The sequence below is a fragment of the Curtobacterium sp. MCBD17_008 genome (assembly GCF_003234475.1).
In the GTDB taxonomy this organism is placed as follows: Bacteria; Actinomycetota; Actinomycetes; order Actinomycetales; family Microbacteriaceae; genus Curtobacterium.
The window spans coordinates 183,165-190,702 of the sequence record NZ_QKTK01000005.1 but is presented as its reverse complement, the minus strand read 5'-3'; the positions used below and the strand labels follow the sequence as shown (position 1 = coordinate 190,702).

The following is a 7,538-nucleotide window of genomic DNA, read 5'->3' as shown; positions in this document are numbered from 1 at the left end:
CCAGGCACGAGGTCAATAAAATTGGCATTGACAATGTGCACGCTGTTGAGTTCTCAAGGACCAGACGCACTCCCCACTCCACACCACCAGGATGCTTCGCCAGAGAGGCTGGTTCGTTGCCCGGGGAAGAACCGGAGCCAGACTGCATCTCCCGGAGTCGAACTCCGTCAGCGTCTCGGCCGATCCGTTCTCCGCCTCAGCGGCAACGAGTGATCACTTTACGCACGGGTGAACGGCAGCGCCAAGCCAGCTCGACGCCCGGGCGTGTCGCGCCTGTTCTCCCGCTGTGCCGGGCCACGGGCGCCGTGCGCGGTCGCGACCACCGACCGTCCCTGAGAACGACAGGAGGCGCGGTGCGTACTCGCACCGCGCCTCCTGTCAGAGCCGTCGTCCAGCTGCCGTGGCCGTCGACCGACCGTCAGTCGGCGGCGGCCAACTGGCCGCAGGCGCCGTCGATCTCCTTGCCGCGGGTGTCGCGGAGGGTGGTCGGGATCCCGGCGGCGTTGAGTCGGCGGACGAACTCGTCCTGCACGTGCACCTCGGACGAGGTCCACACGGACCCGGGCGTCGGGTTGAGCGGGATCGGGTTGACATGCACCCAGCCCTTGCCGCGCTTGTTGAGCTTCTCCGCCAACAGGTCGGCACGCCACGCGTGGTCGTTCATGTCCTTGATGAGCGCGTACTCGATCGAGACCCGACGACCGGTCTTCACGTAGTAGTTGTGGGCGGCGTCGATCGCTTCGTCGGCCTTCCACTTCGAGTTCACCGGGATGAGCTCGTCGCGGAGTTCGTCGTCGGGCGCGTGCAGCGAGAGCGCGAAGGTCACGGGGATGTCCTCCTCCGCGAGCTTCAGGATCGCCGGCACCAACCCCACGGTCGAGATCGTGATGCCGCGCGCGCTCATGCCGAGGCCGTTCGGCTGCGGCGCGACCATGATGCGCACGGCGTCCATCACCCGCTTGTAGTTCGCGAGCGGCTCCCCCATGCCCATGAACACGATGTTCGTCACGCGCTCGGCGTCGACGCGGTCCTTCCCGCCCTTGCGGGGGTCGCCACCGAGTTCACCGGCCGCGATGGCCTCGTTCGCCCGGACGATCTGCTCGATGATCTCGGCCGTCGACATGTTCCGCGTCAGGCCCGCCTGGCCGGTCGCGCAGAACGGGCAGTTCATCCCGCAGCCGGCCTGCGACGAGACACAGAGCGTGATCCGGCCCGGGTACCGCATGAGCACCGACTCCACCAGGGCCCCGTCGTGCAGCTTCCAGAGGAACTTGATCGTGTCGCCCTTGTCCGTCTCGAGACGACGGGTCTCGGTGAGCAGGGGCGGGAGCATCCCGGCGACGAGTTCCTCGCGCTGGGCAGCCGGCAGGTCGGTCATCTTCGCCGGGTCGGACGTGTAGTGCGTGAAGTAGTGGGTCGCGAGCTGCTTGGCGCGGAACCCGGGCAGGCCGAGCTCCTTCACCTTCGCCTCGCGCTCCTCGACCGTCATGTCGGCCAGGTGCACGGGCGGCTTGCCCCGCTTCGGAGACGCGAACTGCAGCAGGGGTCGGCCGTCGGACCCCGTCGCCTGCTTCCAGCCCTCGGTGCGCGGGCGCACCTGCGGGCGGACGGAGCGTGCTGCGCTCTGCTCCTCGAACGGTGTGCGGGTGTCGGTGGCCATCACTCCAGCTTACGGGAGGCCCGCAACCCTTCGCGAGTCCGCCCACCCGTCTCCTGCAGCACCGTCGTGTCGGCGTCGGTGGTCAGGACCCGGCGGGCAGCAGTCGGGCGAAGTGGTGCGGCATCGAGTACATGGGGACGATGTCGACGACCTCGCCCGGGTGCGGTGCCTGGAGCACGAGTCCCTGCCCGAGGTACAGGCCGACGTGGTCCTCGTTGTCGAAGACCACCATGTCCCCCGGTGCTGCCTCGGACTCCGGGACGGTCGTCGCGACGGCGTCCTGCGTGGGGACGTAGTGCGCGAGCTGGATGCCGACCGCCTGGTACGCCACCATCGTCAGGCCCGAGCAGTCGATGCCCGCGTGGCTGGCCCCGCCCTCGAGGTACGGATCGCCGAGGTACTGCAGCGCCGTCTGCAGCACCGTCGCGCGGTCTCCACCCGGCGAGAGCGCCGCGGACAGGGCGGCCTGCGCCTGCGCCTCGGTGACGCCGAAGCGGAGGACCAGGGTCGGGTACGACACGACCGACGTCGTCGTCACGCCGTCGGAGGAGATGATCGGGACCTCGACGTCGTGGGCGACGGTGTAGGTCTGCAGGTCCTGGGACGTCGTCGTCGTGGCGGTCGGTGCCGGTGCCGCCGTCGCGGTGTCGGCCGGGATCGACAGGGACAGGGTCGAGGTGATCGCCAGGGCCGGCGCGATGAGCAGGGCGGCACGCTTGGCGGTCGCGGCACGACGGACGTGGCGCGGGTCCGCCGCGCGTTGGGCGCGGAGCGCTGCCGACCGCGAGCGGGCGGTACCGGCCGACGCAGTACCGGCCGTCGCGGTGCCGGCCGACGCTGCCTCAGCCAGCGGGGCGACGGCGGCGCGGGCGGTGCTGGACGGCCCGAGAGCCACGACGCGGGCCGGTCGCTCGTGCGCGACGAACGTGCTGCGGGCGACGACGGGGCCGGCAGCGGCACGGCGGCCGCGTGCCCGACTCATCGGGGCGGAGGCGCTCGGCCCCGCGACCCTCGCTGCGGGAGCAACAGGAGCGGTGGCGCGGGAGACGGGGGCGTTGGACGCCGGAGCAACAGGAGCGGTGGCACCGGTGGCGCGGGCGCTCGGTGCGGGGACGCTGGGTGCGGCGGCAGGTCCGGACCGGCGGTCGTCGTCCCGTGCGGGCAGTGCGTGGCGTCCCATGGTTCCTTCCGGGTCTGGACCGCCCCTCGTGCGACGACCCGGGGAGATAACGTATTGGTCACGAACCTGATCCCGGCTGGAGAACCTCGGGGAGTTCCTGCGGTCCGTCACAGACACGCGGTACCCGTCCCGGCCGCTCCCGAGCGTCAACCCCGGTCGGTGCCAGAGGCGGGCGACGGGGCGGAGGCGGGCGACGGGGCGGAGGCGGGCGACGGGGCGGAAGCGAGTCGGGCCTCCCGGCCGTCGGCGGCTCCCGCGAGCCGCGCGGCGAGCGCGACCACGGACGGGTCGGGCGCGGTGGCCGCTGCGGCGGCGAGCGATCCCGGGACCGGCACTCCGGCCCGGAGGGCGACCGGCAGGACGCCCGCCCAGACGCGGTGGTCCTCGCCGTCGTCCGGCGCCTCGCCGACGCCGGCCGCCCGGACCTTGACGCTCGCGGCGTCGAGCGGGAGCTGTAGGACCTGGGTCTGCCGGACCTCCTTCGCGGTCATCTCGCGCACCTCGGCGCGGCGGCCGGGCATGAGGTGGTCGGCGACCTGTCGGAGCGCCTCGGCCCGCAGCTCGGTCGGGACCACGGTCGCGCGGCCGACGACCATCGCACTGCGGTAGTTCGCCGAGCTGTCGAAGGTCGAGCGGGCGAAGACGATGCCGTCCAGGTGCGTGACGGTCGCCGAGACGGGGACGCCCTCCTCCCCGGCGTCGAGGAACAGTCCGCCGCCCGTGGAGCCGTGCAGGAGCAGGACCGGGCCGGCGCCGAGGTCGCCGACGCCGTACAGGTAGGGCAGCACGATCGGGAAGCCGTCGCGGACCAGGCCGACGTGGGCGACGAACCCCTCGGCGAGGACCGCGGAGAGCACGGCGGGGTCGGTCTGCTGCCGGTCGCGGAGACGGCGGACGGTGAGCGAGGGCATGGCGTCGGGAGCGGGCATGCCCCGACGCTAGGGTCAGGACTGGACCAGCGAGTAGACCAGATCGGGGTGTTCGGGATGGACCAGTCGAGCAAGGTGTCGGTGGTCGTCGCACGGGTGCGGTCCCTGGTGCACGACGGGACGCTCCGGGCCGGGGACCCGCTGCCGTCGACGCGGGCGCTGGCCGCCGAACTCGGGGTCGCCCGGGGCACGGTCGTCGCGGCCTACGACCAACTCGACGGCGAGGGCTACATCCGGACCCGGCCGGGTGCGGCAGCGCGGGTCCTCGCGGGATCCGGCGTCCCCGGACCGTCGACCGGACGAGCGCCGGTGCACCTGCACGCCGTGGTCCCCGGGGACACAAACGACCCCGTCGGGCTCGCCGACCCTTCCCGCCCCGGCGACCCTTCCGACCCCGGCGCTCCCGGCAACTCCGGCGACCCCGGCGACCGGGCCGTCGTCGACTGCCGCCCGGGCATCCCCGCCGTCAGCGCGATCAGTGACCGGGACTGGCGGGCGGCCTGGCGTGCGGCGGCGGACACACCGCTCCGCAATGCGCTGTCCGACCCCGCGGGCCTCACCGCGCTCCGCGAGCAACTCGTCGCGCAACTCGGGCTGGCGCGCGGCTTCACCCCGTCGGTCGCGCAGGTCATCGTCGCCGCCGGGACGTCCGAGGCGCTGTCCCTCGTCGCCGAGGCACTCCGGGCACGCCTCGGCCGCGCTCCGCGCATCGCCGTCGAGGACCCCGGCTACCGTTCCGGCCACCGCGCCCTGACGAGCGCCGGCGCGGAGGTCGTCCCCGTGCCCGTCGGAGCGGACGGCATCGACCTGACCGTGCTCGCCCGGATTCCCGTCGACGCGGTCCTCGTCTCCCCCACCCACCAGTACCCGCTCGGTTCGGTCATGCCGGTCGGACAGCGGCGAGCGCTGCTCGCGCACGCGGCGGCGACGGGGACCGTCGTGCTCGAGGACGACTACGACTCGGAGTTCCGGCACCGGGGCAACCCGGTCCCGGCCCTCGCCGCGCTCGACACCGACGGCGTGGTCGTGCACCTGGGTGGGTTCTCGAAGACCCTCGACCCACGGCTCCGCTGCGCGTACGTCGTCGTCCCGTCCGGAGCGGTGGGCGCGGCGGTCCTCGCCGCCCGCACGGCCCGGGGCGCGGTGGTCGCCGAGCCGGTGCAGGTCGCGCTCGCGCACCTGCTGCGCACCGGCGCATTCCGTCGGCACCTCGGTCGGGTCCGGCGGGACTACACGCACCGGCGCGAACGGATCGCGGTCCGGCTCGCCACGAGCGGGGTCCCCGGCCTGGAGGCACGGGCCCTCACCGGCGGTCTGCACGCGGTGCTGACGTGGCCGGGTCCGGGGACCCGCGCTGCCGTGCTCGCCCGCGCTGCCGCGGACGGCGTCCTGGTGGCCGACCTCGCCGACTACGAGACGGTGCGGGGACGGTCCGGGAACGGGGTCGTGCTCGGGTACGGCGCCGTGACGCTGCCAGAACTGGACCGGGCACTCGACGTCGTGCTCGCGGCGGTCCGGGCGAGGGGCGCCGACCCCGGCTGACGTCCGGACGTGGTGTGCCCGACGTCGCGCCCGGCTGCCGTCCCGGTGCCGTCAGCGCTGTCGGGCCCGGTCCGCCGGGGTCCGTCCGTTGCGCCAGACGTCGTCGATCGACGGCACCGGCACGTCGGCCGGGACCGCCCAGCCACGCCGGGCGGCCTTGCGGGCGGACCGGTAGGTGGTGACGTGGATCGGCTCGACGTCACGGTTCGATTCGTACTTCGTCATGGCGTGCTCCCTGTTCACGGTGCCCACCATCCGGTCGGCCGTCCTCCCGGACGGATCACGGATCGCGGGTCACGAGACGAATGCTCTCTTCCGTCCGGACGCTACGCGGCGCCGCTCGCACCGGGACCGCCCCTGCGGGGTGCCCGCGTCATCCGGACGAGGGCCCACGGGTGAACGATCCGGCGCGGGGAGCAGCGGAGGAGGCCGTCCTGCGGTGGTGATCCGGGCCTGCCGGCGGGTGGGGCGGTCAGCCGTCGGACAGGGCGTCCTTCGGGAGCTTCCGCAGCTTCGTGCGACGGCGGCGACGGTCCGGGACCATCGACCGCATCTCCTCGAGCTTGCCGAAGCACAGCAGCCGGTCACCGGGTTCGAGGACGACGCCGCTCCGCGGGTTCGGGATCACCGCGGTGCCACGGTGCAGCGTGAGCACCGTGATGTCGCGGTCCCAGAGGCCCGAGTCCTTGATCGTCTTGCCGACGAGGTCCGCGTTCGTGTGCACGAGCAGCTCGGCGACGCCGTACCCGGTCGAGACGCTGAGGCGCTGGCGGACGTCGATCTCCGGGAACGCCACCTGGTTCGCGATGTAGTCGATGACCGCACCGGCGACGTCGAGCCCGGTGGCACGCTCGATGCCCTCGAGGCCCGGGGAGGAGTTGACCTCCATGACGAGCGGGCCGTCGTTGCCCTCGAGCATGTCCACGCCCGCGATCCGCAAGCCCATGATCTGGGCGGAGCGGACCGCGGCCTCCTCGTACTCGGGCGTCAGCGTGACCTGTTCGACGGTGCCGCCGCGGTGCACGTTCGACCGGAACTCGTCCCCGGACGCGCTCCGGCGCATGGCGGCGACGACGCGGTCACCGACGACGAGGGCGCGGATGTCCTTCCCGCGGCTCTCGGCGATGAAGCGCTGGATGAGGACGTTCTGCTTCGTCGAGTGCAGGGTCTCGACGATCGACTCCGCGACCTTGGCCTCGGGGGCGAGGATGACGCCGATGCCCTGCGTGCCCTCGAGCAGCTTGATGACGACCGGGGCGCCCCCGACCCGCTCGATCGCGCCGCGGACGTCCGCCCGGCTGTTGACGAACGTCGTCGCCGGCATGCCGATGTCGTGGCGGGACAGGATCTGGTTCGCCCGGAGCTTGTCACGCGAGTTCGTGATGCCGTTCGCCGTGTTCGGCGTGTACACGTCCATCTGCTCGAACTGCCGCACCACCGCGGTGCCGTAGTACGTGATCGAGTTGCCGATGCGCGGCAGGACGGCGTCGTAGTCAGACAGCAGCTTGCCGCGGTACTGCAGGTCGGGCTGCTCGCCGGTCAGGTCGATCGCGAAGCGGAGGGTGTTCAACACCTTGACGGTGTGCCCGCGCTCGGCGGCGGCGGTGCGGAGGCGCTGCGTCGAGTACGCGTGCGGAGCGCGCGACAGGATGGCGAGTTTCATCACTGCCAAGATAGGGGCATGGCCGACTCCGCGAAGCGCTCCGACAGCGCCCGGGCGGCGTCCCGCGTGCCGATCGTCGCGGGGTGGCGCGAGTGGGCGGCCCTGCCCGACATCGGCGTCCCGTGGATCAAGGTCAAGCTCGACACCGGGGCAAGGAGTTCGGCACTGCACGCCTTCGACATCGAGGAGCTGCCCGGCGGACGGGTCCGGTTCTCGGTGCACCCGTGGCAGGACTCCGACGCGGATCCCCAGACGGTCGAGTGCGACGTCCACGACCGCCGGGTGATCCGCAGCTCGAGCGGCCACACCCAGGAGCGCATCGTCGTGCTCATGTCGATCGAGCTCGCCGGGCGGACCGTCCTGTCGGAGACGACGCTGAGCAACCGCGACCAGATGGGCTTCCGGATGCTCGTCGGGCGCGAGGCGCTGCGGCAGGGGTTCGTCGTCGACCCGGCGCGGTCGTTCATGGCCGGACGGGCGCCGAAGGCCGTGCGGCGGCGCAACCGCGGACGGACCTGACGACCCCCTGAGCGCTGGGAACAGCCGTCCGGCCTGCAGGCCACA

The 7,538-nt window shown here is 72.7% G+C and carries 7 protein-coding genes; 2 read left to right on the top strand and 5 right to left on the bottom strand.

Translation table 11 applies throughout. The annotated features are described in order from the left end of the window. Positions 1-418: 418 nt before the first annotated feature. From rlmN to DEI95_RS07220, 3 genes are all read right to left on the bottom strand, one after another. Entirely contained in the window at positions 419-1,660 is a 1,242-nt protein-coding gene (gene rlmN / locus DEI95_RS07230) for a 23S rRNA (adenine(2503)-C(2))-methyltransferase RlmN (RefSeq protein ID WP_110823926.1), read from the bottom strand. Positions 1,661-1,742: 82 nt separating this feature from the next. After that, positions 1,743-2,840, bottom strand: coding sequence for a C40 family peptidase (locus DEI95_RS07225; protein WP_111059803.1), 1,098 nt, complete (start codon positions 2,838-2,840; stop codon positions 1,743-1,745). A 146-nt stretch (positions 2,841-2,986) separates the two neighbouring features. Further along, positions 2,987-3,769 carry a pyridoxamine 5'-phosphate oxidase family protein gene (locus DEI95_RS07220; RefSeq protein ID WP_111059802.1) on the bottom strand — a complete coding sequence of 261 codons (783 nt, stop codon included), beginning with the start codon at positions 3,767-3,769 and terminating at the stop codon, positions 2,987-2,989. Between the two features lie 57 nt (positions 3,770-3,826). Between DEI95_RS07220 and DEI95_RS07215 the strand changes: the two genes are divergently transcribed. Further along, complete coding sequence (locus DEI95_RS07215) at positions 3,827-5,311, top strand: PLP-dependent aminotransferase family protein (protein ID WP_146243611.1); 1,485 nt, start codon at positions 3,827-3,829, stop codon at positions 5,309-5,311. A 51-nt stretch (positions 5,312-5,362) separates the two neighbouring features. Here the strand turns inward: DEI95_RS07215 and DEI95_RS16635 are convergent, their stop codons facing one another. Continuing rightward, positions 5,363-5,536, bottom strand: a complete 174-nt coding sequence (locus DEI95_RS16635) for a hypothetical protein (RefSeq protein WP_181419389.1) — start codon at positions 5,534-5,536, stop codon at positions 5,363-5,365. Between the two features lie 247 nt (positions 5,537-5,783). Continuing rightward, complete coding sequence (gene rimK, locus DEI95_RS07205; protein WP_110823921.1) at positions 5,784-6,974, bottom strand: 30S ribosomal protein S6--L-glutamate ligase; 1,191 nt, start codon at positions 6,972-6,974, stop codon at positions 5,784-5,786. 18 nt (positions 6,975-6,992) lie between these two features. Between rimK and DEI95_RS07200 the strand changes: the two genes are divergently transcribed. After that, positions 6,993-7,493 carry a RimK/LysX family protein gene (locus DEI95_RS07200; RefSeq protein WP_110890596.1) on the top strand — a complete coding sequence of 167 codons (501 nt, stop codon included), beginning with the start codon at positions 6,993-6,995 and terminating at the stop codon, positions 7,491-7,493. Positions 7,494-7,538: the final 45 nt, after the last annotated feature.